Genomic DNA, 23,271 nt, shown 5'->3' on the forward strand with positions numbered 1-23,271 from the left:
CCCGGCATGCGCGGCGCGGCGGGGCCGCAAGGCGGGCAGACCGCGCGCAAAGCGGGCCGGTATTCGGCGGCGCGCCCGTCATGCCGCCGTCCCGAAATAGGCGTCATGGATCGCGTCGCGCGACAGATCGGCGGGCGGGCCGGACAGGGTGACGCGGCCTTCCATCAGGCAATACACCCGGTCGGCCACCTTCATCGCCTGCCCGATGTCTTGTTCCACCACGATCACGCTTGCCCCGCTGTCGCGGATCTGCGGCAAGGCGGCATAAATGTCGCGGATCACCACCGGGGCCAGCCCAAGGCTGAGTTCATCGCACAAAAGCACGCGCGGATTCGACATCAGCGCCCGGCCGATGGCGACCATCTGCTGCTGCCCCCCCGAAAGCGAGGTGCCGGGCACGCGGCGTTTCTCGGCCAGGATGGGAAACAGGGCATAGACGGTTTTCAGCGTCCAGTAGCCGGGGGCCTTGCGGCCCTGCGCACCGATCAGAAGGTTCTCCTCGACCGAGAGTGAAGGGAAAAGCCGCCGCCCCTCGGGCACCATGGTCAGGCCCAGTTTCACCACCGCATCGGCGGCCAATGCGCCGATATCGGCACCGTCGAAGCGCACCGCGCCGGGTTCGTTGCGCAACACCCCGGCGATGGAGCGCAGGAGCGTCGTTTTTCCCGCGCCATTCGCACCGATGATTGCGACGGTCTCGCCCTGCGAAAGCGCGATATCCACACCGAACAGCGCCTGAAAGTCGCCGTAATGCGCGCGCAGCGCATGGGTTTGCAGCAAGGGTCCGGTCATACATCAATCCCCAGATAGATTTCCCGCACTTCGCGGCTTTGCATCACCTCGTCCGGCGGGCCCATGCCGATGATGCGCCCGAAATCGAGCACCAGCAGCCGTTCGGCCACCGAGGTCAGGGCGTGCAGGACATGTTCGATCCAGATGATCGACACGCCCTCGGCATGAATTGCGCGGATGGTGGCGATCAGGGCCTGACATTCACCTTCCGTCAGGCCGCCCGCGATTTCGTCAAGCAGCAAGAGCTTTGGGCCGGTCGCCATGGCGCGGGCCAGTTCCAACCGCTTGCGCTGCAACAGGCTGAGGCTGCGGGCGGGTTGGTTGGCGCGGGCCAGAAGCTCGGTCCGTTCCAGCACGGAAACGCACAGGTCGGTCACTGCAGCCTCGGCCCGGTCCTGCCCGTAAGTGGCGGCGACGACGAGGTTTTCAAACACCGTCAGGTTGCCGAAAGGCTGCGGAATCTGGAACGACCGGCCCATGCCGCCGAGGCAGCGCTGCATCGGCGGCATGCGGGTCACATCTTGCCCATCAAAGCGGATGCTGCCCGCATCCGGGGCAATATTGCCGGTAATCAGGTTGAACAGCGTCGATTTCCCCGCACCGTTCGGCCCGATGATGCCCAGCGCCTGCCCCTGCGGCACGTCAAAGCTGACATCATCGCTGACCTTCAGCGCGCCGAAACTTTTCGAGATATTTTGCAGCGAGAGGATCGGCATGGGCAACCTTTGGTCGGGTTTTCAGGTTTCGGTCATCGGTTCCCTGGGCGGGTTCGCCCTGGGGGGGTAGCGCCCCTTCGGGGCTTTTTGGTCCCTGCGGGGCGGGTTGGCCCCTGCGGGGCAGGTTGGTCCCTGCGGGGCGGGTTGGTCCCTGCGGGGCGGGTTGGTCCCTGCGGGGCAGGCGCGTCCCTTGCCGCGCTTTCCGGTCCCTGCCGGGCAGGTGCGCCCCTGCGGGGCGCGAGGTCCCTGCGGGGCGCGATGTCCCTGCGGGGCGGGGGGCGTTGCACCCGGGGGCGGCGGATCATGCCGCCCCTTGGGCCATCCATAGCGCAGCGGGAACCGGCCTTGTGCTTGTCAGACGTGCAAAAACAGGTTCTGGCTTCCTGATTTCCGCATCTCCAACGCACAGCCGGTTCCCACTTTTGCGCAACGCGTGCTAGCTCAGCGCCTCCATCGTGCCGCCGGTGGGGATGTTGGGCGCGGTCTGGTTGTCGACGATGGTCAGATCGAAGGTGCCATCGTCTTGCCGCCGCCATTGCCCGCCCACCAAGGGGGTCTTGCAGATGTTCTGCGCAGCAAAGGGCGGCACGCCGGTGCCGTCCCAGGCGACCCGGCCGACGATGGTGTTCAGATCGGTTGCCGCGATGGTTTCGGCCATCGCCTCGGGGTCGGTCGGATCGCCGGCGCGTTTGATCGCATCGGTCGCCACCTCGAACAGCGAGTGGATGAAGCCGATGGGCTGGGTCCAGGGGCGCCCGGTGAAATCGGTAAAGCCCGCGGCCAGATCGGCGGCACTTTCGCCGGTCAGGGACGAGGAGAAGGGGTGGTGGGGCGACCACCAGACCTCGGACGAGAGGTTGTGCCCATTCTCGCCCAGCGCCTCGACCGCTTGCGGGAACAGCAGCGCCTTGGCCACTGTGGCGGCCTTTGGCATGAAGCCCTGCTGGCGCGCCTGATTCCAGAAAGTGGTGAAGTCGGGCGGGATCACGACGCCGGTGACGATCTCGGCATTCGCGGCGCGGAAAGCGTTGATCTGGGCGCTGAAATCGTCGCTGAGGTTCTGGTAGCGTCCGGGGTCGATCGTCTCGTACCCCGCTGCGGCGAAGCCGGGCGCGACGCCGTTCTGCGGATCGCCCCAGGCATTTCCGTCGGCATCGTTGGGGAACAGGCCGCCGACCATCTTGTTGGTGTCCAGCTGGTTCCACATGTTGGTGAAGACCGAGATCACATCCTCCAGCCCCCAGAAATAGTGGAAGGCAAAGTCGAACGGGCGCCAGCTTTCGGGCGCGCCGGGGTTGCCCTGCTGGCCAATGAAGAACGGCTGCCAGGGTGCCTTGGTCGAGATCACGGGGATGCCCTCGCTTTCGCAGACCGTGGCGACGGGGTTCGTCGTCTCGGGCGTCGAGGCGACCAGCATCAGGTGGATGCCATCGTCGATGATGAGTTCTTGCGCGACGGTGGCGGCGCGGTTGGGGTTGGACTGGCTGTCCTTGACGATGACCTCGACCTCCAGCCCCTCGGCGCGCATGCGGGTCGCGAACATATCGAGGGTGAAGGCATCCGCCTCGGCAAAGCCTGCAAGCGGGCCGGTCTGCGGGCTGACATAGCCGATGCGCACGGCGCGTGCCTGCGCGATGGCGGGCATGGCGAGGCCCGAGGCCCCGAGCAAAAGGCCCGTTGCGGCGGTGGATTTTATCAATCTGCGTCTGGTGATCATGGCGGTCTCCTCCCTGAGAACGGATGGTCTTGAGAATTGATGGTTCAAGGTGCGGTCGTGCGGTACCTGCGCGGGGCTTCCGCGGCGGCGGTGTGGTGCCCCCTCCTTACGGGTCGGGGCGCGTGCCCTCCCATGCCGCTTGCAGCAGGGTGCGGATGTCGGCGGCGTCGAAGGGGCGCGGGTTGTGGTAGGGGTTTTGCGTGGCGATCTGTGCCGCGCGGTCAAGATCGGCCTTGGTCAGCCCCAGATCTTGCAAGCGCAGCGGCGCGCCTGCGTCACGGGCGAAATCCCACAGGCCACCGCCCACGCTGCCGCCGAACATTTCCGCCACCGGGGCCAGTTGCGCGGCGGTGGCCTGCGCGTTGAACCCGGCGGTATGGGGCAGCAGAATGGCATGGGTCTCTGCGTGGGGCAGGCCGAAGCTCCCGCCCAGCACATGCGCCAGCTTGTGGTGCAGCGCCATGCTGACATGACCCAGCACAGTGGAACAGAGCCACGCGCCATAGAGCACATCAGCGCGCGCGTCCCTGTCCGTCGGCGCGTCGCGCAGCGCCGGCAGCCCGTCGCGGATCGCGCGGATCCCGGCGACGCCCATCATCGACAGGATCGGATTGCCGTCGGGGGCATAGAGGCCTTCGACCGCATGCGCGACGGCGTTCAGCGCCGACGTGACGGTCATCGCGGCCGGCAGGCCCAGCGTCAGATCCACGTCATAGATCACAGTCTCGGGCCGGATTTCGGGGCCGCGTTGGGTGGTCTTGGCGCCCTTGTCGGTCTGGCCGAGGATGTCGGTCATCTCGGACCCCGCATAGGTGGTTGGGATCACCACCTGATCGGCGCCGGTATGCAATGCGATGGCCTTGCCCAGCCCGATGGTGGAGCCACCGCCCAATGCGACGACGCAATCGGCACCGACCGCACGGAAGTGGGCCAGCGCGTCTTGCGTCACTTCTACCGGGGTGTGCATGGCGGCGTCGAAGAAGGTGCCTGCGGTCAGATCGCCCAAGGCGCGGGCAAGCGCCGCGCCATCATCCGCCTGCCCCGGCGTGGTCAGGACCAGCGCGCGCTTGTGGCCGAGACGTTCCACCTCGGCCCCTGCCTGCGCCAGCGTGCCCGCGCCGAAGACGACACGCGACGGAATGCCCGCGAATTCGAAGCCTTGCAATAGATCGGTCATGTATCCCCCTTGGTCAGGATGGGCGTGCCGTCACGCAGGGCGCCCAAGAAACCCGACAACGCTGCGATTTCGGTGTCAGTGACGGTATGCGGGCGGCCAGGAAAGATGTCGGCGCGCAGGCGCGCCCCCGCTCCGGTGAGGTCCGCGAGCATGCGGAAATACGCATCTGCCGGGATCCAGGGGTCCTCATCCCCGCAAGAGGCATAGACGGGCAGGCCTGCAAGGTCGCGGGTGGGCAGGCCGTCGGTGGGCAGGCCGACCCGGCAGCCGGTAAAGAGTGCGGCGGCATCGGGGAGGTCGGAGGTGGTCATCAGATATTCGATTGCAAGACAGGCCCCTTGGCTGAACCCCGCCAACACCAGCGGCACGCCGGGGCGTGTGGCGCGCAGATGCGCGATCAGCCCCGTCAGCGTGTCCAGCCCGGCGGCAAGCTGGCTGCGGGTCTGAGGCGTCAGGGGGTCGATGGCGCGCGCGTCATACCAGCTCGCCCCAAGGGCCGCAGGCAGGGCGATACAGATGGTTTCGGGGTCCATGGCCGCAAGCGCCGTGGTGCCTTCATCCGGCGCGTCTGCATCGATGCCCCCCCCAGAAAACATCCCCGCCAACATTCGCGACACGACCATTTCATCCATATCCGCCGGTGACTGGCCCCGGCCATGGATCAGGACACAGATTGCCTGCGCCTGCGCCAGATCGGCACCGAGGAATTTTGCGGATGTCGTCATGTAGTGTCCTGTTCTGTTGTTGCACGCAGATTGGTATGCGGGGCGGGCAACTGCCCTGCCCCGCGACCGGTTTCAGGAAAAGTCGGCGGGTTCCAGCCCGTCGATCAGCTCTTGCTTGCGATCCGCGAACCACGGCGGGAACACCAGCGTCGTGCCGATGGCATCGGCGGGCTCATCGCGCGCCCAGCCGCCCGGCACGGTCCAGGCCAGTTCGAACAGCGCCCCGCCCGGGGACCGGACGTAGCAGGATTTGAAGTACATTCGGTCCTTCTGTTCCGAGATGTCGGTGAAGCCCAGACCTTCGATGTGCGCGCGCAGCGCCAGCTGATTTTCCTCATCGCCGGTATTCAGCGCCAGATGGTGGATGGTCCCCCCCGACAGCGTCCAGGTGCCCTGCGGGCGGTCAGGTTCGTGCAGCACCTCGACCATGGCGCGGGGACCGTCGGCATTGGGGACCGAGAACAGCAGGCCTTCGTCGCTGTCGCCCTCTTTCTTCAGGGGCAAGGCGATCGTCAGGAAATCATCCATCGCGCTGCGGTCCATGACCGACACGGCCGCACCGTAGATGCCGCGAATGCCGTGATCGGTGCCGATGCCCTGTGCCTCATTGGTGATGGGGGTGCGGGTGTCGCCGGGGTTCTCGACCAGTTCATGCGGGATGCCGCAGGGATGGTCGAAAGCCACGCGGTCCAGCCCGAAGCGCGTAAGCTTTGCCGCCGCAATCCCGCGTTCGTTCAGGCGGTTGACCCAGAACTCGGCCGCGCCGACCGGGATCGCCTGCTGCACGATCTTCGACTGGTTCGACCCGCGCCGCCCGTAGACGCCGGGCTTGCGAAAGGGAAAGGTGGTGATGATGGTCGAGGCATCGCCGTTCTTGCCGCCATAATACAGGTGGTAGACCGGGATGACACCGTCGAAAAGCACGGTGCGTTTGACCGAATGCAGGCCGAGTGTTTTGGTGTAAAAGTCGAAATCTTCCTGCGCGCCGTCGGTGGACAGGGTCAGGTGATGATACCCGCTTACCTTTGACATGGGGTGCCTCCTTTTGGGTCGTTTACTTGGGTTGAGCCGTGCCTTTCGGGCAGGCGGTGAAAGGGTCAGTCTGCCTGCGCGTCAGCGGTGTCGGGCGCGGCATCCGGCGCTGTGGGCGCCAGGGTAAAGCGATGTTCGGCGCACCAGTGCGGTACGGGCGCATTGGCGCCGCCGCGCGTACCTGGTTCGGCAGGTGTGAAATCAGCCAGCAATTGCGGATGCACGGCAAACAACGGGTCTTGGTCCAGCGCCGGGTCTGAACGGTCGAAGACATGCGTGGTCAGCGGCTGAAAGCCCGCCGCCGTGATCCGCACATGGATATGCGCGGGGCGGATCAGGCTGATCGCCAGCCGGGCCATCAACTGGCCCACCGGCCCGTCACCCGGCACCGCGTACCCCGCAGGCCGTACGGTGCGGATGGTCGCCCGGCCAAGCGCATTGGCACGGAAGATGCCGCGCAGGTTGAACTCTGGCTGCTGGTCGGGGGCCTGGTTTTCATAAATGCCATCGGCATTGGCCTGCCACACCTCGATCTGCGCATGGGGCACGGGCCGGGCGTCGAGATCCACCACGCTGGCGCGGAAGGTGAGCGGCTGGCCTTTTTGGTCGAGCGAAATCGACTCACCATCCCTGCGGCGCGGCGCATCGGCGCGGTAGAACGGCCCGGGAAGCGTGTTGGGCGTGGCGGCGACAGGGCGGCGGGACATCTGATTCTCGACCCCGCTGGTCAGGCCCAGCACATCGGCCAGCAGCGCCCATTCCTGCCGCTGATCGGAACAGGCGTGCCCGACCTCGGTGGCGAATAGCAAGACGCCATGCAGCTCGGACCGGGTGATCGCGTAGGTGTCGATCAGCGCGTGCAGATCGGCCACGAAGGCCCCCAGTACGACCGCCAGCCGCGCATCTTCCGCCTGCGCCAGCCGCGCCGCGAAAGCATCCGCAGGGCGCAAGCCCAGGCTGCTGCTGATCCCCCCCTCCATTCCGACCCTCCCAAGTCGTCGTCTTCTAAATCACAGCCTAACCGGGAAAATCGGCATTGCGGTTTTAATCTTTGCCCCATAGCATACCAAATTGTTATGAAGTTTGAAGAACGTCACCTGGCTCAACTGGCCGCAGTGGTCGAAACCGGCAGCGTCAGCGACGGGGCCGCGCTGATTGGCCTGTCGCAGCCTGCGGTGTCACGCACCCTGTCGCAAATGGAAAAGCGGCTGGGACAACCGCTGTTCGAGGCCGGGCGCCGCCCGCTGGTGCCCACGCTGATCGGCCAGCAACTGGCGGCGCATGGCAAGGTGATCTGGCAGGCCTCGCGCAAGGCATCCGAGACGGTGCGCGGCTTTCAGCGCGGCAGCGTCGGCACCGTGCGGGTCGCGGGCGTGCCTTTCTTCATGGATGCGTTCATCAGCCAGATGATCGGCGAGTTTCAGCGGCTGGAACCCGATATCCGCGTCGATCAATCCTATGGAAACCTGCCGGAATTGCAGGCGGGGATAAAGTCGAACCAACTGGATCTGGCGATTTGTCCGATGGGGATTGTCGAGGCAGGGTCAGGGTTCGAATTCACGCCGATCCTGCCGGGGCGCAATATCGTCGCCTGCCGGACCGCGCATCCGCTGTTGAAGAAACGCGGCCTCAGTTCTACCGACCTGCTGGATCATCCCTGGATCGCACCGCTGCCGGGATCGCCGCTACTGGCCGATCTGCACGCGATCTTGCTGTCCATCGGCATGTCCGAGATCAACATCCGCTATTCGGGCGGCTCGCTACTGTCGGTACTGAACTATCTGGAAGAAACGGATGCCCTGACGGTGATGCCGCATTCGGTGGTCTTTGCACTGCGCCGCGACCGGCAGGTGACGGTGCTGCCCGTGACCATCCCACAGCCGGAACGCACGCTGGGACTGCTGCGCATGGCAGGCGCGGCGCGGCTGCCTGCGTCGGAAAAGCTGCTGCGCCATATCGTGACGCGCTTTGGCGACCTGCGCCAGATGATCCAGCGCCATGAGAATGCAGTGGTATGGGGGATGTAGCCGCTAGGTTCGGCGGCGGGGTTAAATTGCCGCTAACCACAACAAGCAGAAGTGACAGGGCCGCATGGGATTGAATTGGGCGCAAAGCGTTATTTAGTGTAAGGTGCACGCACCGGCATCCTGCCGATCAACGATCTTATGGAGGACCGATATGACCAAACACATTCTGGACCACAACCGCACCGCGAGCCCGGCACGCACTGTCGCGTATCTGTCGATTGCGCAACAAGACGCCGTGCATAAGGCCGTGCGCACCTTGCGCAACCGTCACCGCGACGAACCCGATGGCCGCATGGGCCGCTATACCCGCATTGCACGCGACCCCAAAGCCGAAATCATCTGAGGGGGCGCCATCCTGCGGGATGGTGCCTGACCGCGCCAACGGACGGGTATTTCGCCGACAGTCTTTGGCGCCGATACAATCCCGGGTTGAATTGCCCGGGCGTTGGCTGTGATCACCGCACCTGACCGTGACGCGGTTACGCTGAAATATTTTCAGCGTAACCGACATTCTCAGACACGCACTGGCGCTTGCACCAGCCCGCTGGCCAAGGTTCAGGCGCGGACCAGTTTCTCATAGGTCTCGGCGACCTCGCGGGTCATCTGGCCGACCTGGAAGTGATAGTCACCGATCTGACCCACTGGCGTCACCTCTGCTGCCGTGCCGGTCAGCCAGCATTCCGAAAATGTCTCCAACTCATGCGCTTCGATATAGCGCTCGTGCACGGTGATACCCATGCCTTGCAGCATCGCGATGACCGTCTGGCGGGTGATGCCGTTCAGGATGGCGTCGGGCAGCGGGGTGTGAACCTCACCGTCCTTGACGAAAAAGATGTTCGCGCCCGTGGCTTCGGCCACATAGCCGCGATAATCGTACATCATGGCGTCCGAGCAGCCCTTTGCCTCGGCCGCATGTTTCGACATGGTGCAGATCATGTAGAGGCCCGCGGCCTTGGCGGCATGGGGAATGGTCTCGGGGCTGGGACGCTTCCATTTCGAGATATCCAGCTTCGCGCCCTGCATCTTCGCATCGCCGTAATACGCACCCCATTCCCAGCAGGCTATGGCCAGCCGGACCTTGTTGCGCTTGGCGGCGACGCCCATATCCTCGCCCGCGCCGCGCCATGCGATGGCACGCACATAGGCGTCTTTCAGGCCGTTGGCTTCCAGAACTTCGGTCTTGGCGGCCTCGATCTCGTCCACCGTATAGGGAATCGGCATGTCCAGAAGGTTGCCCGATTCCAGCAGCCGCGCGGAATGTTCACGGGATTTGAAGATCTTGCCGTTATAGCACCGCTCGCCCTCGAACACAGAAGAGGCATAATGCAGCGCATGGGTCAGGATATGCACATTGGCATCGCGCCAATCCACCAGCGTGCCGTCCATCCAGATATAACCGTCCCGGTCATCATAAGCCCCAGCCATTGCGAACCCTCCGTTGCGTTCTCAGATATTGCGTCAACCGCCCCGCAACAGACATAAAGTTGCGAGAATTCGGGCAATCGCTAGCAATTGATTCTTGGAAAGTCAACAAGACTGACATAAAATGCAGCGGAGAGCGAAAAACGTGATCGGGCCGAAGGGGACAGACCATGGCAGAAGGCGGCGCGGGCGCAGGCGGCGGGGAGAACCTGCTGTTCCTGACCGACGACCAGTTGCGCAAGGGGATCGAGGCGATGTTTTTCGCATATCGCGGCTTTACCGCCGACCCTGACCGCATCCTGGATGACCACGGCTATGGCCGGGCGCATCACCGGGCGCTGCATTTCATCAACCGATCACGGGGCACCACGGTGAACAACCTCCTGGCCGTGCTGGGCGTGACCAAGCAATCGCTGAACCGGGTCCTGCGCGCACTGATCGAAGACGGGCTGGTGGAACAGCGGGTCGGCCGCAAGGACCGGCGCGAACGCCACATGTTCCTGACCGACAGCGGCGCGGCGCTGGAACGCGCCCTGTCGGAAGCGCAGCGCGCCCGCATGCGCGCCGCCTACCGGGCCGCAGGCCCCGCCGCCGTGGCAGGCTTCCGGCAGGTGCTGGAGGCGATGATGGACGACGACATCCGCCACCAGTATCAGGCGATGAAGGACGCAAGATCATGAGCGGAGATCAGGACACCGCGCATCTGCTGATCGTCGATGATGACGAACGCATAAGGGGGCTTTTGCAAAAGTATCTGATCCGCAACGGCTTTTGGGTGACGGCCGCGCGCGACGCCGCGCATGCACGCCGTTTGCTGGCCGGGCTGGCGTTTGATCTGATCGTGCTGGACGTGATGATGCCCGGCGAGGATGGCATCAGCCTGACGCGCTGGATCCGCGCACAAGGCCCGGTGCCGGTGCTGCTGCTGACTGCGAAGGGTGAGACGGGGGACAGGATCTCTGGCCTGGAAGCGGGGGCGGATGATTACATGCCCAAACCGTTCGAGCCAAAGGAACTGTTGCTGCGGATCAACGCGATCCTGCGCCGCGCGCCGCAGCTGGAGGCCGCGACGCTGGTGCCGCAACTGATGGTGCTGGGCGCGCTGCGCTATGATCTGGAACGCGGAGAGTTGCGGCAGGGCGAAGCGCTGATCCGCCTGACCCAGACCGAGGCCGCCTTGATGCGCCTTTTTGCCCGCCACCCGCGCGAAGTCATCCGCCGCGAGCAATTGATCCATGATCTGGGCCGCGACCGGGGGCTTTCGACGCCCGAACCGGGGCAGGACCGCGCGGTGGATGTGCAGATCACCCGCCTGCGCCGCAAGATCGAGGCCGACCCCAAGCGCCCGCGTTTCCTGCAAACCGTGCGCGGCGAAGGTTATATGCTGACACCGGATTGACCGGCTGCACCGGCCCGTCATGGCGGGCATCACAGGCGCGCGCGCGTCCCGGGTTGCGGGTCGCCGGGCGCTGCCGCAAAGTGCCCGCATGACCACACCCCACCGCCCCGCCCCATCTGCCGATACACCCGCCACGCTTCTGGACCTGACGCGGCTGTGCAGCCGGGTCGGGCGCGGGCCATGGACCGGGGTGGACCGTGTCGAGGCCGCCTATCTGGCGCATCTGCTGGACGCAGGCGGGCCGCTTTGGGCGCTGATCCGCGCCGCGCCGGGCTTCGTGCTGCTGGATCGCGCGGGCGTGCGGGCGCTGTCGGACCGGCTGCGCGGCACGGTGCCCTGGGGGCCTGCGGATTGGATCGCGCGCGCGCATCTGCGGCAGACGCCTGCACGCCGCCGGGTGATGGCTGATCTGCGGCGGCTGGCTTTGGGGCGATGTATGACCACGCGCGGGCTGGCGCGGCTGGTCGCGCGGCACGTGCCAGCCCGCGCGACCTATTTCAACACCGGGCACAGCAATCTGGATGCCCGCGTTTTCAAGACCTTGGCGCCGTGTTTCCGCGCGGTTCTGGTCCATGACGTGATCCCGCTGACCCATCCGCAGTTCACCCGCCCCGGTGTGCCCGAAGCGTTTGCGCGCAAGATGCAGGCGGTCGGCGCGGGCGCCGATCTGGTCATCTACAACTCGGCCGCCAGCCGCGACAGCGCCCGCGCCGTGTTTGCGCGCGGCGGCCGGGTGCCGCAGGATGTGGTCGCGCATCTGGGCTGCGATCTGGCGCGGCCCGCCGGAATGCCCCCCGAATTGCCCGCCGGAATGCCCGATCCATCACGCCCCTATTTCGTCACACTGGGCACGATCGAGCCGCGCAAGAATCACGCGCTCCTGCTCGACCTGTGGGACAGCCTTGCCGCGCGACTGCCGCAAGAGAACATGCCCGCGTTGGTCATCATCGGGGGGCGCGGCTGGAACAACCGCGCGGTTTTCGACCGTCTGGACCATGGGCCGCTGAGGGGGCAGCATGTGTTTGAACTCACCGGGCTGGCGGATGGCGCGGTGGCCTCCTGCCTGCAAAACGCCCGCGCGCTGCTGTTTCCCAGCCATGCCGAGGGCTTCGGCCTGCCGGTGGCCGAGGCATTGGCGCTGGGCACACCTGTGATTTGCAACGATTTAATCGTTTTGCGTGACGTTTTTGGCGACTCACCCGTTTACGCGCGAATCGATCAACAGTATCAATGGGAACAAGCAATCATTGCCGCTTTGGCAACGCCCGCCAACCAATCCGCCCCGCGCCACAGGTATGACCCGCCGCGCTGGTCGGATCACTTTGACACGGTATTCCGGGCGATCAAGAAGGCAGATACCATACAATGACGGGTTCGGGCGGGGCAGAAGCGGGCTGAATGGACATCCTTACGCAATTTCAACTGCGCGCCGAGCGTCAGATAAAACTGATGCGCGCGCTGCGCAAAAGTCTGGAACTGACGCGGCGCGTGGACCGCACGAAAGCAATCGGCGAAACCGACATTCTGGCCTTTACCACGCTGCGCAACGAACTGGTGCGCCTGCCCTTTTTCCTGAAATACTACCGTGATCTGGGGATTTCGCATTTCCTGATGGTCGACAACGGGTCGGACGACGGGTCGGCGGAATATCTGGCCGATCAGCCCGATGTCTCGCTCTGGACGACGGTGGGCAGTTACAAACGCTCGAAGTTCGGGGTGGACTGGCTGAACCATCTGCAATGGCGCTATGGCGCGGGTCATTGGAATCTGGTGGTCGATGTCGACGAATTCCTCGTCTATCCATTCTGCGACACCCGGCCCTTGCAGGCGCTGACCGACTGTCTGGATACGTCGGCCATCAAATCCTTCGGCGCGATGCTGCTGGACATGTATCCAAAGGGGCCGGTGGCCGCGCAGCCCTATCAATCCGGGCAAAACCCGATCGACATCGCGTCATGGTTTGACAGCGGCAATTATGTGCTGTCGCGCGATGCAACCTATCAGAACCTTTGGATTCAGGGCGGGGTGCGCGCGCGCAAGTTCTTTGCCGAAGACCCCGCCAAGGCACCCGCGCTGAACAAGACGCCGCTGGTGCGCTGGACGCGGAAATATGCCTATGTAAGCTCAACCCACCGGGTTCTGCCGCGCGGGCTCAACAAGGTCTATGACGACGACGGCGGCGAGAAAGTATCGGGCGTACTGCTGCATGCGAAGTTCCTCGACACCCTGGTCGCCAAATCCACAGAAGAGCTGACCCGCCGCCAGCATTACGGCGGCAGCCGCGAATACCAGGCCTATAGCGCCGGGCTGGAGGCCAGCCCCGACTTGTGGTGCGACTGGTCCACCCAATACATCAACTGGCGCCAGTTGGAGATTCTGGGCCTGATGTCCAAGGGGCATTGGGCATGACGGGGGACGTGACGGGGGGCATGGCGGAAGGCAAGAACGGCGAAGGGCAGGACAACGCGGCCGCATCGGCGCACCTGGGCATCCTCATGCTGTGCCACACCGCGCTGCACCGGGCCGAAGATGTCGCGCGCTTCTGGGCGGCGGCGGGCTGTCCGGTGGTGATCCATGTGGACAAATCGGTGCCCGACCGCAGCTTCAACGCCTTCCGACAGGCGCTGCGCCACCTGCCGGGGGTCCGGTTCTCGCGCCGGTATCGCTGCGAATGGGGCATGTGGTCGCTGGTGGCGGCCATGCAATCGGCGGCAGAAGAGATGCTGGAAGCGTTCCCCGACGTGGGGCATGTCTATGCGATCTCGGGGTCATGCCTGCCCCTGCGCCCGGCAGCAGAACTGATTGCGATGCTGGCCACACAGACCGGGACCGATTACATCGAATCCGTGACCACCGCCGATACGCCCTGGACCGTGGGCGGGTTGTCGGATGAGCGGTTCAGCCTGTATTTCCCCTTCTCTTGGCAGCGCACCCGTTGGCTGTTCGACAGTTTCGTCACCTTGCAGCGCCGTTGGAAAGTGGCGCGCAAAATGCCCGCGCCGCTGACGCCGCATCTGGGGTCGCAATGGTGGTGCCTGACGCGCAAGACGCTGTCGGCGATCCTGAACGATCCGCAGCGCGCAGAATATGACGCCTATTTCCGCAGGGTCTGGATCCCCGATGAATCGTATTTCCAGACCCTTGCCCGCAAGCACGCGACGCGGATCGAAAGCCGGTCGCTGACGCTGTCGAAATTCGACTATCTCGGCAAACCGCATGTGTTCTACGATGACCATCTGCAACTGCTGCGCCGGTCGGATTGCTTCATGGCGCGCAAGATCTGGCCGCGCGCCGACCGGCTTTATGCCTATTTCCTGTCGGACCAACCTGGATCGGCGGTACGCGCCGACCCGCAGCCCGGCAAGATCAACCGTCATTTCACCCGCGCCACCGAGCAGCGCCAGATGGGCCGCCCGGGCCTTTACATGCAAAGCCGCCTGCCCCGCGAACATTGGGAGCGGGGCAAAACCGCCGCGCCCTATTCGGTCTTCACCGGCTTTGACGAAGTGTTCGAGGGTTTCCCCGGCTGGCTGGCACAGGCGACCGGCCTGCGCGTGCATGGCCATCTGTTCGCGCCCGAAAAGGCGCATTTCGCGGGCGACGCGCCGGTCTATAACGGCGGCCTCAGCCAGTCGGCAGCACTGCGCGATTATAACCAGCAGCAGTTCCTGGCCAGCCTGATCTGGGCGACGCGGGGGGAACGCCAGTGCTTTCAATACGCTGCGCGCGACAACCATACCGCGCCGCTGAACTGGTTCATGGCGTCTGACCAGAATGCGCATATCTCGGTCATCACGGGGGCTTGGGCACTGCCGCTGTTTCGCGGCACCCAACCTGCTGCCGACATCCGCAGTCATGCCGCCTGGCTGCAAAAGCGCGAGGCGGCGCATCTGGAAATCCTGCGGTCGAACTGGGCGCGCGCGCGGGTCCGCATCTGGACCATGGCCGAGTTTCTGGAAGCCCCCTATGACGCGCTCGACAGCGTGCTGGTCGAATTCGCCAGCCAGATCCAGACGCGCCCGCTGACCCCACCAAAGCTACGCCCGCTGGCAGGTTTCGGCGCGTTTGTGGAGGAGCTGCGCGATGCAGGTCTGCCGCCGTTCCTGCTGGGCGATTACCCGGTCAGCCATGATCCGAGCCCCGCACCCACAAGCACCTATTTCTTGAAGTGAGACTGCATGACCTTTTCCGCCCCCTTCACCTCGTTCGTCGTTCTGGCCGATATGCGCACAGGGTCGAACCTGTTGGAAAGCAACCTGAACGAATTTGACGGCATCGTCTGCGAGGGAGAGCTGTTCAACCCGAACTTCATCAACCGCCCCGATGTGAGCCACGTCGAAGGCTTCGACCGCGCCGCGCGCGATACCGATCCATTGCCGCTGCTGGCAGCAGTGCAGGCGCGGCCGGGGATGAACGGCTTTCGCTTCTTTCACGACCACGACCCCCGCATTCTGGCCCATGTGCTGGAAGACCCGGCCTGCGCCAAGATCGTGCTTAGCCGCAACCCGCTGGACAGCTACGTCTCGCTCAAGATCGCGACGACGACGAACCAGTGGCGACTGGGCCATGTGAAGGACCGCAAGGCCGCCAAAGTGACCTTCGATGCGACCGAATTTCGCGCCCATGCTGACCGGGTTCAGCGGTTTCAGGCGCAGGTACAGCAACAGTTGCAGGCCAGTGGACAGGTGGCTTTTCCCATCGCCTATGAGGATCTGAACGATGTGGCGGTGCTGAACGGGCTGGCACGCTGGTTGGGGGTGGCGGCGACGATCACCGCGCCCTCGACCCGGCTGAAACGGCAGAACCCCGAACCGATCGAGGACAAGCTGACCAACCCCGAGGCGCTGCACGCGTTTGCTGGCGGGATGGGCGGTGCAGGCCCGGCCCCGCACCGAGAGCCGCGCCATGCCCCCGCCGCACCGATGTTCCGCATCGCATCGCACAGCCCGCTGGCCTTCTTGCCGATCCCCGGCGGGCCAGACCAGAAGATCTACCACTGGCTGGCCGAGCTGGACGGGGTCAGCCCCGAGATGTTGGTCACCGATCTGGGCGTCGAGGACATGCGCCGCTGGTGGCTGCGCACGCCGGGGCATCACAGCTTTACCGTGCTGCGCCATCCCACCGCGCGTGCCTTCGAGATCTTCTTGCGCCAGGTGCTGAGCGGGGCGCGCGGCGATGTTGTCCGCTGGCTGGCCGAGGTAGAGCAGACCGATGTTTCGCCGCTGGACACTTTGGACGACCAGCCGCCCGAGGTGCTGCGCGCAGACTTCCTGGCCTTCCTGCGGTTCCTGAAGGCCAACCGCGCGGGCCAGACGCCAATGGTCACGGCACCCGCCTGGACCAGTCAGGTGACCTGCCTGCGCGCACTGGCCGAGGTCTGCCCGCCACGCTTCGTCCTGAAGGAATCCGATCTGGTGCCCGCCTGTGCACAACTGGCGGCAATCGCTGGCAAGGCCGCCCCGCCCGCCCCTGCGGCGCATACGCCTTCACGCCGCCGCCTGTCGCGGATCTATGATGCCACGGTGCTGGCGGCGACACAGGAAGTCTATACGGAAGATTTCATGCTGCTGGGTTTTGGGGATTGGGTGGAATAGCGCCCCCCCGGCCCGGTTTTGTTCCACTATCGGGCGGCCACCACCGCATTGTGCCGGGGGTGGCCAAAAGCGGCAAAGACCGGACACGCGCGGCTGCGCCGGCCTCAGGCAGCCTTGATGTCGCGCGCGGCGGTCAGAACCGCATGCAGCGTCGCGGCGTCGGTATTGGCGCGCAACTGACGGCAGACGGCCGGATCGCGCAAGGTGCGCGAAACCAGTGCCAGCGCCTTCAGATGGTCCACGCCTGCATCGCGTGGTGCGAACAGCGCGAACACCAGATCCACAGGCGCCTTGTCGACCGAGCCATAGTCAAAGGCCTTGTCCAGCCGGAAGAACACGCCCGACACCCGTTCCAGCCCGTCGAGGCGGGCATGCGGCAGCGCCACGCCATGGCCCACGCCGGTGGGGCCCAGGCTTTCGCGTTCCTGAAGACTGTTCAGTGCCACCATCGAATCCAAGCCGTAGACCACCTTGGCCAGGTCAGCCAGATCCTGAAAGAGGCGTTTCTTGCTGGACACACCGTGCACGGCCCGCACAGCGTCGGGTTTGAGTATCAGCGACAATTCCATATCTGCCCCTTGCAATCGGGTGCCATGGCAAAGCCATGACACCCGGTGCCGATTTACTGTTGCGGGTCGACCCAGCCGATATTCCCGTCATCGCGACGGAAAACCACGTTCAGCCCGCCATGACGTTCGTTGCGAAACACCAGAACCGGCGCCTCGGAAAGCTCCATCTGCATCACCGCCTCGCCAGCCGACAGCGACGGGATGCGCATTTCCATTTCCGCGATGATCATCGGTTGCAGGCCCTCAGGCTCTGACGCTTCAGCATCGCCACTTCCCGCGAGGATATACGAGGAACCGCCACCAAACTCAACCGGCTGTGTTCGGTCACGGTGGTGATCTTTCAGGCGGCGTTTGTAGCGGCGCAACTGCTTGTCCATCTTCTCGCGGCAGCCATCGAAAGCGGCGTAGATTTCGGTAGCACTGGCTTTCGCCTGCGCCGTCAGGCCGGTGGACAGGTGTACCGTGGCTTCGCAGACGAACTGATGCGCATTACGCGAGAACACGATCAACGCATCGGTAGGACGCTGCGAATATTTCTCGACCACTTCCCCCAGTTCGGTTTTCACATGGGTCTGCAAAGCCTCCCCCACGTCGATCTGCTTACCGCTGATCTGATACCGCATGAGCCTCTCCTTCTTTTATGGGCCGAAGGCCATGCCCGCGAAACGGACCCGGCCCCCAGCCACGGGGTTAACCCTTCTGGCGCGTCCCTGCGGGAGCCGGCCGGGCCTTTGCCCGTTGCCGGCGCATGGATGACGCGGGGATGCGCATGCCTTGCCGGTATTTGGCGACAGTTCGACGGGCGATGTCAACGCCTTCTGCGTGCAGGGCTGTTGTAATGGCATCGTCTGAAAGCGGCGTTAACGGATCTTCCTGCCCGATCATCGTTCCGATGCGGCGCTGGACCACGAAGCCGCTGATGCCCTGTTCATCCCCCGAGGGCAGCGCGGAAGAAAAGAACACCGACAGCGGCCATATCCGTCCATTGCAGTCGATGGCCTTGTTCGCAACCGCCCGGCTGATGGTGGAAGGGTGCACGTCCAGCGCCTGCGCAACCGCTGCCCGTGTCATCGGGCGCAGGTGGTCGGGGCCGTGGGCGAAAAACCTGTATTGGTGTTCCAGCAGATACCCGCCGATCGCCTGCAGCGTCTGACCGCGGTACTGCAAGGCCGATAGAATCGCCTGCGCGCGCGCCAGGCTGTCACGTCCGAAATTATCGGTGACCGCCTGCGCGGCCAGCACCTGATCGATCTCGATTTCAGGCAGGTCCTCACGGTTGAGGGTGACGGCAAAGCCCGCACCGGGTGTGCGCGCCACCTTCAGGTCGGCATAGTGCAGGGTCGGCGTCGCCTCGGCCCGGTCGATGGGCCGGGGACGCAGGTCGCGCACCAGACCGACGCGGCGCGCAACTTCGACCGTACTGATGTTCAGGCGCCGCGCCAGATCCGCCTGCCCCGCTGCATTGCCCGCGCAGGCAGCAAACACCAGAAGCGCGCCCACGGTCTGCGTGGCGGCTGCGGCGTCCAGCCCGGCGTCGCACAGTTGCAAGGTCAGACATTCCGTCAGATCACGCGCGCCGACCCCGGCGGGGGTACAGCGCTGCAGGGCGGCAATACCGGCCTCCAGCAGCGTGTCGCTGACGCCATGCGCGGCCATGGAATCCAGGGTGTCTTGGGCAAGGTAGCCTTCATCGCTCAGGTCTGCGGCCAGATACTGTGCGACCTGCCGGACCGCGCCGGGCAGGTCCATCATGCGCAATTGCGCGGCCAGATCCTCCAACACCGAGGGACCGCGCGCAGCAAGATCGGCGGGCAACGGCGCGCCGCCCACAGGCGTGCGCGGCAGCGTCAGCTTCAGGAAGGGATTGACCTCGGCCTCATGCGTGATCAAGTCCGAGACCTCAACCGCCGAGAACCGCAGCAATTGCAGCGCCTGCCGCATCATGGGCGTCAGCGCCAGCCCCAGCGACTGGCTGACATTCAGCGACGGTTTCAGCGCCACAGCCAGCTCCTTCCGTTCCGCGCGTGCGTTGGCCTGCCCGGCACGCGCAAAGCGGGTTGCCCGCCATGCCGTGATTTCAACGCCATGGCGCGGTCAGCCCATGCGGAAACTGTCACCCAGATAGACCCTTCGCACATCCTCATTCGCCACAACCTCATCGGGGGTCCCGCTCATCAACACCACGCCGTCGTGCAAGATGAACGCCCGGTCCACGATTTCCAGCGTCTCGCGCACGTTGTGGTCGGTAATCAGCACGCCGAGGCCACGGGTTTTCAGATCGGCCACCAATTCGCGGATTTCACGCACCGCGATGGGATCGACGCCCGCGAAGGGTTCATCGAGCAGGACATATTTCGGATCCGAGGCGAGGCAGCGCGCAATCTCGGCCCGCCGCCGTTCACCGCCCGACAGGGCCATGGCGGGGGCGTCGCGCAGATGCCCGATGGAGAATTCGGCCAGCAGGGTTTCCAGCCGGTCGCGACGGGCATGCCGGTCGGACAGGGTGATTTCAAGAATGGCCATGATGTTCTGCGCCACCGTCAGCCCGCGAAAGATCGACATTTCCTGCGGAAGGTAGCCGATGCCCAGTCGCGCGCGCCGATACATCGGCAGGCCAGCCACGTCGCGGCCGTCCAGGATCACCTGCCCGCCCTGCGGCGGCACCAGGCCCGCGATGCAATAGAAGCACGTTGTCTTGCCCGACCCGTTGGGGCCCAGCAGCGCCACGACCTCGCCCCGCTTCAGATCCAGGCTGACATCGCGGATCACCACGTTGCGCTTGTAGGCCTTTCGAAGGCCCACAACGCGCAGCCCGCCCCCCGCCGACGCCGTGCCAGACGCACCGATGGTTTGCCCGGGCGTGGTGCGCGCTTTCAGCCCCCGCTCAGCGTCCGGGCTGGAGGATGGTGCGGACCCGTCCATCAATCGTCCCCTGTCCGGTGTTTAGGTTGATGTTCAGCCGGTCCCCGGACAGCACATTCGCGCCCTGCATCAGCATCACATTGCCTGTCATCTCTATCGTGCTGTCAGCGACGGAATAGATCGCCTCATCGGCCTCGGCGGCATCTTCAAGCGTGGCCAGCGTGACCCCGCCCGAGCCGACAAGCCGATTGATCGTGCCTGTGTCTGCCTGGCCATATTCCACCCGCAGGCTCTGCGCGGCGAGCCGCACATCGCCCTGCCCGACCACGACATTGCCGCTGAAGACCGACGCGCCGGTGGCCTGATCGACCGTCAACTGGTCAGCCGATATTTCGATGGGCAGGTCGCGCGCCTGCGCCAGACCGCCAAGCGCAAACTGCGCCCCCTGCGCGCTGAGGCCTGCGGGTGCGCAGGCCAGAAGGACCGCGAGAATGGTGTAACTGATTGGCCGTCGCATCGCTGCCCCTTTTACTCTGCACCATCGTATAGCAAGTTTACCCCGCCACTGAACAGCATAACATATGTACGTGCCCCGCCCTCGGCCAGTTGCAGCGCGAACTGCCCTGCCCTGATTTCCCCCACCGGACCCTGCACCAAGACCGGCTGATCTGACCACAGACGGGTGTCGTCCAGCAAGCCGAAAAGCTGGGCGGCGTTCAAGGCATAGCCCTGCGCCGCAGTCACCTGCACGTCGTCGCGCCATTCGACCCGGCCCGCGGCACGGTCGAGCACGCCAAGGCCCGCGTTGATCTGCGTCACCTCACCATCCGGGGTTTCCAGCGTGGCGCGCATGTCGGTCAAGGTCAGACGCAGCGTTGCATCGGGGTCGGCCCGGGCGGTGCTGGCCGCAATGGTCAGCGCCGCGCCGTCATCGGTCACGCCCGCGTAATTCGCCCCAGAGATCCGCGGCTCGCGCGCAAGTTCGGCCACATCGACCGGCGCGTTGCTGATCGCCTGCGACGGGTCGATGTCGCGCGCCACCAGAAACAGCGACGACAAAAGGCCCAGCGCGCCCAGCGGCAGCACCAGTTTCAGTACAGCGATACTGCGCGAATAGCGGTCAGCCTGTTTCATCCGTCCTTTGCCCGTCCATGCCCCAGCAGCGTCCATGCCCCAGAAGCGTCAATGCGCCAGCAGCGTCAATGCGCGAAAATGTCGATGTCGGGCCAGCCTGCCAGATCGAGCTGCGCGCGGGCGGGCAGGAAGTCGAAACAGCTTTGCGCCAGATTCTGGCGGTTCTCGCGCTTCAGCCTGCGGTCAAGTTCCTTGCGCAGCCGGTGCAGGTACAAAACGTCCGACGCAGCATAATCCAGTTGCGCATCGGTCAGCGTGTCCGCCCCCCAGTCAGAGCTTTGCTGATGCTTGGAAATGTCGACGCCCAGCAATTCGGTCAGCAGGTATTTCAAGCCATGCCGGTCGGTATAGGTGCGGACCAGCTTTGACGCGATCTTGGTGCAATAGACCGGCGCCGTCACCACGCCGAAGGCATTCAGCAGCGCGGCGATGTCGAACCGTCCGAAGTGAAAAAGCTTCAATACCTGCGGGTCTGCCAGCATGCGCGCCAGATTGGGTGCCTCGGTCTGGCCGATGGCCACCTGCACCATATGTGCATGCCCGTCGCCGCCCGACATCTGCACCAGGCACAGCCGGTCCCGGTGCGGGTGCAGCCCCATGGTTTCGCAGTCGATCGCCACGACCGGGCCAAGGTCCAGCCCGTCGGGCAGGTCGTTGTGGTAGAGATGGTTTGTCATATCGTCCTCCTGATCGGCACCGCGCGGGGTATCGGGCGGGGTCCCTGCGGCGCGCGTACGGGTTTCGCAGGGCTTTATCGGATCGGCCCTGCAAAGACGATAGTTTTCTGAAAGGTGGTGCACTACGGCGCGCTGCCTTCATCAGCAAACACCGCCGTAGCGTCGGGTGGGGTGTGGAGGAAGCGCAATCCGGGCAAGCGAGGACCATGGCACGCAGCGTCGCAGAATTTCCGGCTTTTCAAACGCATCAGCGCCGCGTTGACGGGCGGCGACGCAAAAGTCGTACCAAAGGTATGGATGGGGAAACATTGGTGGGGGGCCGCCGTGTGGCAGCCCCCCTTTTTCAGAAATATGGCAGAGATCACCGCAGCTTATTGGGTAGTGGTGCTCTCTTCGGTGTCGGTATCGGTTTCCATCATGTCATCAGCTTCCGTACCGTCCGTTGCCGGTGCGTCCATCGCAGGCGCATCCGTTGCCGGTGCATCTGTTGCCGGTTCGTCCATCGCGGGCGCATCCGTTGCCGGTGCGTCCATCGCAGGCGCATCTGTTGCCGGTTCGTCCATCGCAGGCGCATCCGTTGCCGGTTCGGCTGCATCAGACGTGTCTTCCATCAGCGTGGACAGCTGCACTTCAGGCGGCAGCGGCTCCATGTCTCCGCTGACATATTCCGGCATCGCTGTCAGCTCTTCTTCCGTCAGGCTCACCGAGATCACTTCGTCCGCAGCATTGTAGGACAGATCGCTCAGCGGAAGGGCCACATTGTATTGCCCGATGCCAAGGAACCCGCCGATACCGACAACCGCTTGGCCTTCACGGGCACCCTGCACCACTTCGGTGATGCTGCCGATCGACTCGCCGTTGGCATCCATCACGTCGGTGCCGTTCAGGTCACCGACCGTCATCTCGGACAGGCTTTGCGGGGCCATCGTCTCGGCCTCCATCATCCCGTCCGTCGCCATCGGTGCGGTCCCGTCTGCCGGTGCGGTGGTCCCCGTGCCGGTTTGCGCAACGGCGGAAGTTGCCAGCAGCATGCTCAGCGCACTGGTCGTCATCAGGTTCTTAAGTGTCATGTCGTCACCTCTTGGTTGCATGAAGTGACAAGATAACGTGAGGGGAACATGTCCGGTTCCCGTGCTTGAGGTGCCTCTGATTTCCGCGTTTCAGATAGGTCAGACGCCGGAAAAAATGCAGCGGGCAGACCTGGTGAACCTCACAAGGTCACACCTTAACCACTGAAATATATATGATATTTCGTTTTCCTTGATCGTCTGGCAAACCGCGCAGCGGCGCAGGCAAATGACATGGGCGCAGTTTTCGCGTAATATGGGACGGCGGCAAATCGCCGATCGTTGTCGTCGTTTGGGCAGGAGTCCGCGCATCTTCAGGATGAGTGCAGCGAAAATATCCGCGTCCGACGGAACTGGACAT

Annotated in this window: 24 protein-coding genes; 8 read left to right on the plus strand and 16 right to left on the minus strand. The window is 64.6% G+C overall.

The window, feature by feature from the left end:
• Positions 1 to 78: 78 nt before the first annotated feature.
• From H9529_RS07965 to H9529_RS07995, 7 genes are all read right to left on the minus strand, one after another.
• A complete protein-coding gene (locus tag H9529_RS07965; protein ID WP_092887395.1) occupies positions 79 to 792 on the minus strand; it encodes an ABC transporter ATP-binding protein in 714 nt (237 codons plus the stop codon).
• Positions 789 to 1,508 carry an ABC transporter ATP-binding protein gene (locus H9529_RS07970; RefSeq protein ID WP_092887391.1) on the minus strand — a complete coding sequence of 240 codons (720 nt, stop codon included), beginning with the start codon at positions 1,506 to 1,508 and terminating at the stop codon, positions 789 to 791. Before H9529_RS07970 ends, H9529_RS07965 begins: the two co-directional genes overlap by 4 nt.
• Positions 1,509 to 1,944: 436 nt before the next feature.
• Positions 1,945 to 3,225, minus strand: a complete 1,281-nt coding sequence (locus H9529_RS07975; RefSeq protein WP_092887388.1) for an ABC transporter substrate-binding protein — start codon at positions 3,223 to 3,225, stop codon at positions 1,945 to 1,947.
• Positions 3,226 to 3,331: 106 nt separating this feature from the next.
• Entirely contained in the window at positions 3,332 to 4,402 is a 1,071-nt protein-coding gene (locus tag H9529_RS07980) for a maleylacetate reductase (protein ID WP_092887384.1), read from the minus strand.
• Complete coding sequence (locus H9529_RS07985; protein ID WP_092887381.1) at positions 4,399 to 5,127, minus strand: alpha/beta hydrolase; 729 nt, start codon at positions 5,125 to 5,127, stop codon at positions 4,399 to 4,401. Before H9529_RS07985 ends, H9529_RS07980 begins: the two co-directional genes overlap by 4 nt.
• Before the next feature lie 72 nt (positions 5,128 to 5,199).
• Positions 5,200 to 6,159 (minus strand): VOC family protein, encoded by a 960-nt coding sequence (locus tag H9529_RS07990; RefSeq protein ID WP_092887378.1) that lies wholly within the window; start codon positions 6,157 to 6,159, stop codon positions 5,200 to 5,202.
• A 65-nt stretch (positions 6,160 to 6,224) separates the two neighbouring features.
• Positions 6,225 to 7,139 (minus strand): dioxygenase family protein, encoded by a 915-nt coding sequence (locus tag H9529_RS07995; protein ID WP_092887376.1) that lies wholly within the window; start codon positions 7,137 to 7,139, stop codon positions 6,225 to 6,227.
• Positions 7,140 to 7,235: 96 nt separating this feature from the next.
• Between H9529_RS07995 and H9529_RS08000 the strand changes: the two genes are divergently transcribed.
• Complete coding sequence (locus H9529_RS08000) at positions 7,236 to 8,186, plus strand: LysR family transcriptional regulator (protein ID WP_092887372.1); 951 nt, start codon at positions 7,236 to 7,238, stop codon at positions 8,184 to 8,186.
• A gap of 151 nt (positions 8,187 to 8,337) precedes the next feature.
• Positions 8,338 to 8,529, plus strand: a complete 192-nt coding sequence (locus H9529_RS08005; RefSeq protein WP_092887370.1) for a hypothetical protein — start codon at positions 8,338 to 8,340, stop codon at positions 8,527 to 8,529.
• Between the two features lie 212 nt (positions 8,530 to 8,741).
• Here H9529_RS08005 and H9529_RS08010 read toward each other — a convergent pair whose 3' ends face one another.
• Positions 8,742 to 9,611: a branched-chain amino acid aminotransferase gene (locus H9529_RS08010; RefSeq protein ID WP_092887367.1), complete on the minus strand. Its 870-nt coding sequence runs from the start codon at positions 9,609 to 9,611 to the stop codon at positions 8,742 to 8,744.
• Between the two features lie 167 nt (positions 9,612 to 9,778).
• On the opposite strand from H9529_RS08010, the gene H9529_RS08015 reads away from it, so the two are divergent.
• From H9529_RS08015 to H9529_RS08040, 6 genes are all read left to right on the plus strand, one after another.
• A complete protein-coding gene (locus tag H9529_RS08015; RefSeq protein ID WP_092887364.1) occupies positions 9,779 to 10,288 on the plus strand; it encodes a MarR family winged helix-turn-helix transcriptional regulator in 510 nt (169 codons plus the stop codon).
• Complete coding sequence (locus H9529_RS08020) at positions 10,285 to 11,007, plus strand: response regulator (protein WP_092887361.1); 723 nt, start codon at positions 10,285 to 10,287, stop codon at positions 11,005 to 11,007. Before H9529_RS08015 ends, H9529_RS08020 begins: the two co-directional genes overlap by 4 nt.
• Before the next feature lie 88 nt (positions 11,008 to 11,095).
• Positions 11,096 to 12,376, plus strand: a complete 1,281-nt coding sequence (locus H9529_RS08025) for a glycosyltransferase family 4 protein (protein ID WP_143033492.1) — start codon at positions 11,096 to 11,098, stop codon at positions 12,374 to 12,376.
• A gap of 29 nt (positions 12,377 to 12,405) precedes the next feature.
• A complete protein-coding gene (locus H9529_RS08030) occupies positions 12,406 to 13,416 on the plus strand; it encodes a glycosyltransferase family 2 protein (protein ID WP_092887355.1) in 1,011 nt (336 codons plus the stop codon).
• Between the two features lie 20 nt (positions 13,417 to 13,436).
• Positions 13,437 to 15,179 (plus strand): DUF5927 domain-containing protein, encoded by a 1,743-nt coding sequence (locus tag H9529_RS08035; RefSeq protein WP_439822945.1) that lies wholly within the window; start codon positions 13,437 to 13,439, stop codon positions 15,177 to 15,179.
• Positions 15,180 to 15,185: 6 nt separating this feature from the next.
• A complete protein-coding gene (locus H9529_RS08040; protein WP_092887353.1) occupies positions 15,186 to 16,601 on the plus strand; it encodes a hypothetical protein in 1,416 nt (471 codons plus the stop codon).
• Between the two features lie 104 nt (positions 16,602 to 16,705).
• Here the strand turns inward: H9529_RS08040 and H9529_RS08045 are convergent, their stop codons facing one another.
• From H9529_RS08045 to H9529_RS08080, 8 genes are all read right to left on the minus strand, one after another.
• On the minus strand, positions 16,706 to 17,170 hold the full coding sequence (locus H9529_RS08045; protein ID WP_092887351.1) for a PTS sugar transporter subunit IIA: 465 nt from the start codon (positions 17,168 to 17,170) through the stop codon (positions 16,706 to 16,708).
• 53 nt (positions 17,171 to 17,223) lie between these two features.
• Positions 17,224 to 17,793: a ribosome hibernation-promoting factor, HPF/YfiA family gene (gene hpf / locus H9529_RS08050; protein ID WP_092887349.1), complete on the minus strand. Its 570-nt coding sequence runs from the start codon at positions 17,791 to 17,793 to the stop codon at positions 17,224 to 17,226.
• Between the two features lie 67 nt (positions 17,794 to 17,860).
• Complete coding sequence (locus H9529_RS08055) at positions 17,861 to 19,171, minus strand: RNA polymerase factor sigma-54 (RefSeq protein ID WP_092887347.1); 1,311 nt, start codon at positions 19,169 to 19,171, stop codon at positions 17,861 to 17,863.
• Between the two features lie 93 nt (positions 19,172 to 19,264).
• Positions 19,265 to 20,092: an LPS export ABC transporter ATP-binding protein gene (gene lptB / locus H9529_RS08060; RefSeq protein WP_092887344.1), complete on the minus strand. Its 828-nt coding sequence runs from the start codon at positions 20,090 to 20,092 to the stop codon at positions 19,265 to 19,267.
• Positions 20,055 to 20,549: a lipopolysaccharide transport periplasmic protein LptA gene (gene lptA, locus H9529_RS08065; protein WP_092887341.1), complete on the minus strand. Its 495-nt coding sequence runs from the start codon at positions 20,547 to 20,549 to the stop codon at positions 20,055 to 20,057. The genes lptB and lptA overlap by 38 nt, the downstream gene beginning before the upstream one ends.
• Positions 20,550 to 20,560: 11 nt before the next feature.
• Positions 20,561 to 21,166: an LPS export ABC transporter periplasmic protein LptC gene (gene lptC, locus H9529_RS08070; RefSeq protein WP_092887338.1), complete on the minus strand. Its 606-nt coding sequence runs from the start codon at positions 21,164 to 21,166 to the stop codon at positions 20,561 to 20,563.
• A gap of 65 nt (positions 21,167 to 21,231) precedes the next feature.
• Positions 21,232 to 21,843: a ribonuclease D gene (locus tag H9529_RS08075; protein ID WP_092887335.1), complete on the minus strand. Its 612-nt coding sequence runs from the start codon at positions 21,841 to 21,843 to the stop codon at positions 21,232 to 21,234.
• A gap of 371 nt (positions 21,844 to 22,214) precedes the next feature.
• Positions 22,215 to 22,913: a PRC-barrel domain-containing protein gene (locus H9529_RS08080; protein WP_176846994.1), complete on the minus strand. Its 699-nt coding sequence runs from the start codon at positions 22,911 to 22,913 to the stop codon at positions 22,215 to 22,217.
• Between the last annotated feature and the right edge of the window lie 358 nt (positions 22,914 to 23,271).

This window comes from Roseicitreum antarcticum (genome assembly GCF_014681765.1).
Taxonomy (GTDB): Bacteria; Pseudomonadota; Alphaproteobacteria; order Rhodobacterales; family Rhodobacteraceae; genus Roseicitreum; species Roseicitreum antarcticum.

Coding starts and splice junctions, on each gene's coding strand:
- H9529_RS07975 (WP_092887388.1), bottom strand. CDS start 3,225: ATGATCACCAGACGCAGATTGATAAAATCCACCGCCGCAACGGGCCTT.
- H9529_RS08080 (WP_176846994.1), bottom strand. CDS start 22,913: ATGACACTTAAGAACCTGATGACGACCAGTGCGCTGAGCATGCTGCTG.
- H9529_RS08075 (WP_092887335.1), bottom strand. CDS start 21,843: ATGACAAACCATCTCTACCACAACGACCTGCCCGACGGGCTGGACCTT.
- lptB (WP_092887344.1), bottom strand. CDS start 20,092: ATGGACGGGTCCGCACCATCCTCCAGCCCGGACGCTGAGCGGGGGCTG.
- H9529_RS08015 (WP_092887364.1), top strand. CDS start 9,779: ATGGCAGAAGGCGGCGCGGGCGCAGGCGGCGGGGAGAACCTGCTGTTC.
- H9529_RS08000 (WP_092887372.1), top strand. CDS start 7,236: ATGAAGTTTGAAGAACGTCACCTGGCTCAACTGGCCGCAGTGGTCGAA.
- H9529_RS08010 (WP_092887367.1), bottom strand. CDS start 9,611: ATGGCTGGGGCTTATGATGACCGGGACGGTTATATCTGGATGGACGGC.
- H9529_RS07980 (WP_092887384.1), bottom strand. CDS start 4,402: ATGACCGATCTATTGCAAGGCTTCGAATTCGCGGGCATTCCGTCGCGT.
- H9529_RS07990 (WP_092887378.1), bottom strand. CDS start 6,159: ATGTCAAAGGTAAGCGGGTATCATCACCTGACCCTGTCCACCGACGGC.
- lptA (WP_092887341.1), bottom strand. CDS start 20,549: ATGCGACGGCCAATCAGTTACACCATTCTCGCGGTCCTTCTGGCCTGC.
- H9529_RS07995 (WP_092887376.1), bottom strand. CDS start 7,139: ATGGAGGGGGGGATCAGCAGCAGCCTGGGCTTGCGCCCTGCGGATGCT.
- H9529_RS08040 (WP_092887353.1), top strand. CDS start 15,186: ATGACCTTTTCCGCCCCCTTCACCTCGTTCGTCGTTCTGGCCGATATG.
- H9529_RS07970 (WP_092887391.1), bottom strand. CDS start 1,508: ATGCCGATCCTCTCGCTGCAAAATATCTCGAAAAGTTTCGGCGCGCTG.
- H9529_RS08020 (WP_092887361.1), top strand. CDS start 10,285: ATGAGCGGAGATCAGGACACCGCGCATCTGCTGATCGTCGATGATGAC.
- H9529_RS08035 (WP_439822945.1), top strand. CDS start 13,437: ATGGCGGAAGGCAAGAACGGCGAAGGGCAGGACAACGCGGCCGCATCG.
- H9529_RS08025 (WP_143033492.1), top strand. CDS start 11,096: ATGACCACACCCCACCGCCCCGCCCCATCTGCCGATACACCCGCCACG.
- lptC (WP_092887338.1), bottom strand. CDS start 21,166: ATGAAACAGGCTGACCGCTATTCGCGCAGTATCGCTGTACTGAAACTG.
- hpf (WP_092887349.1), bottom strand. CDS start 17,793: ATGCGGTATCAGATCAGCGGTAAGCAGATCGACGTGGGGGAGGCTTTG.
- H9529_RS08005 (WP_092887370.1), top strand. CDS start 8,338: ATGACCAAACACATTCTGGACCACAACCGCACCGCGAGCCCGGCACGC.
- H9529_RS08045 (WP_092887351.1), bottom strand. CDS start 17,170: ATGGAATTGTCGCTGATACTCAAACCCGACGCTGTGCGGGCCGTGCAC.
- H9529_RS07965 (WP_092887395.1), bottom strand. CDS start 792: ATGACCGGACCCTTGCTGCAAACCCATGCGCTGCGCGCGCATTACGGC.
- H9529_RS08030 (WP_092887355.1), top strand. CDS start 12,406: ATGGACATCCTTACGCAATTTCAACTGCGCGCCGAGCGTCAGATAAAA.
- H9529_RS07985 (WP_092887381.1), bottom strand. CDS start 5,127: ATGACGACATCCGCAAAATTCCTCGGTGCCGATCTGGCGCAGGCGCAG.